Source organism: Anaerobacillus sp. MEB173 (assembly GCF_052119505.1).
Taxonomy (GTDB): Bacteria; Bacillota; Bacilli; order Bacillales; family JBJMAU01; genus JBJMAU01.
The window spans coordinates 1-1,462 of the sequence record NZ_JBJMAU010000046.1; the positions used below are offsets into that span (position 1 = coordinate 1).

At 52.4% G+C, this 1,462-nt stretch carries 1 rRNA gene; it reads left to right on the plus strand.

Going from position 1 to position 1,462, the window contains the following annotated elements:
• Position 1: 1 nt before the first annotated feature.
• Positions 2-1,462: ribosomal RNA gene (locus tag ACJ2A9_RS23450) — 23S ribosomal RNA — on the plus strand; the annotation flags it as partial.

Below are 1,462 nucleotides of genomic sequence, written 5' to 3' on the forward strand. Positions count from 1 at the left end.
AGGTTAAGCTAGAAAGGGCGCACGGTGAATGCCTTGGCACTAGGAGCCGACGAAGGACGGGACGAACACCGATATGCTTCGGGGAGCTGTAAGTAAGCTTTGATCCGAAGATTTCCGAATGGGGGAACCCACTATCCGTAATGGGATAGTATCCATATCTGAATACATAGGGTATGAGAAGGCAGACCTGGGGAACTGAAACATCTAAGTACCCAGAGGAAGAGAAAGCAAATGCGATTTCCTTAGTAGCGGCGAGCGAAACGGAATTAGCCCAAACCAAGAGGCTTGCCTCTTGGGGTTGTAGGACACTCTATACGGAGTTACAAAGAAACGGAGTAGATGAAGCGATCTGGAAAGATCCGCGGTACAAGGTAACAGCCCTGTAGTCGAAACTTCGTTTCCTCTTGAGTGTATCCTGAGTACGGCGGGACACGTGAAACCCCGTCGGAATCCGGGAGGACCATCTCCCAAGGCTAAATACTCCCTAGTGACCGATAGTGAACCAGTACCGTGAGGGAAAGGTGAAAAGCACCCCGGGAGGGGAGTGAAACAGATCCTGAAACCGTGTGCCTACAAGTAGTCAGAGCCCATTTACGGGTGATGGCGTGCCTTTTGTAGAATGAACCGGCGAGTTACGATTACGTGCAAGGTTAAGCTGATGAGGCGGAGCCGCAGCGAAAGCGAGTCTGAATAGGGCGTCGTAGTACGTGGTCGTAGACCCGAAACCGTGTGATCTACCCATGTCCAGGGTGAAGTTCAGGTAACACTGAATGGAGGCCCGAACCCACGCACGTTGAAAAGTGCGGGGATGAGGTGTGGGTAGGGGTGAAATGCCAATCGAACTCGGAGATAGCTGGTTCTCCCCGAAATAGCTTTAGGGCTAGCCTCGAGGTGAGAGTATTGGAGGTAGAGCACTGATTGGACTAGGGGCCCCCACAGGGTTACCGAATTCAGTCAAACTCCGAATGCCAAATACTTATCCTCGGGAGTCAGACTGCGAGTGCTAAGATCCGTAGTCAAGAGGGAAACAGCCCAGACCATCAGCTAAGGTCCCAAAGTATACGTTAAGTGGAGAAGGATGTGGAGTTGCACAGACAACCAGGATGTTGGCTTAGAAGCAGCCACCATTTAAAGAGTGCGTAATAGCTCACTGGTCGAGTGACTCTGCGCCGAAAATGTACCGGGGCTAAACGTATCACCGAAGCTATGGATTGACACCGTTGGTGTCAGTGGTAGGGGAGCGTTCTAAGTGCAGCGAAGTCAGACCGGAAGGACTGGTGGAGCGCTTAGAAGTGAGAATGCCGGTATGAGTAGCGAAAAGAGGGGTGAGAATCCCCTCCGTCGAAAGCCCAAGGTTTCCTGAGGAAGGCTCGTCCGCTCAGGGTAAGTCGGGACCTAAGCCGAGGCCGAAAGGCGTAGGCGATGGACAACAGGTTGAAATTCCTGTACCACCTCCTCACCG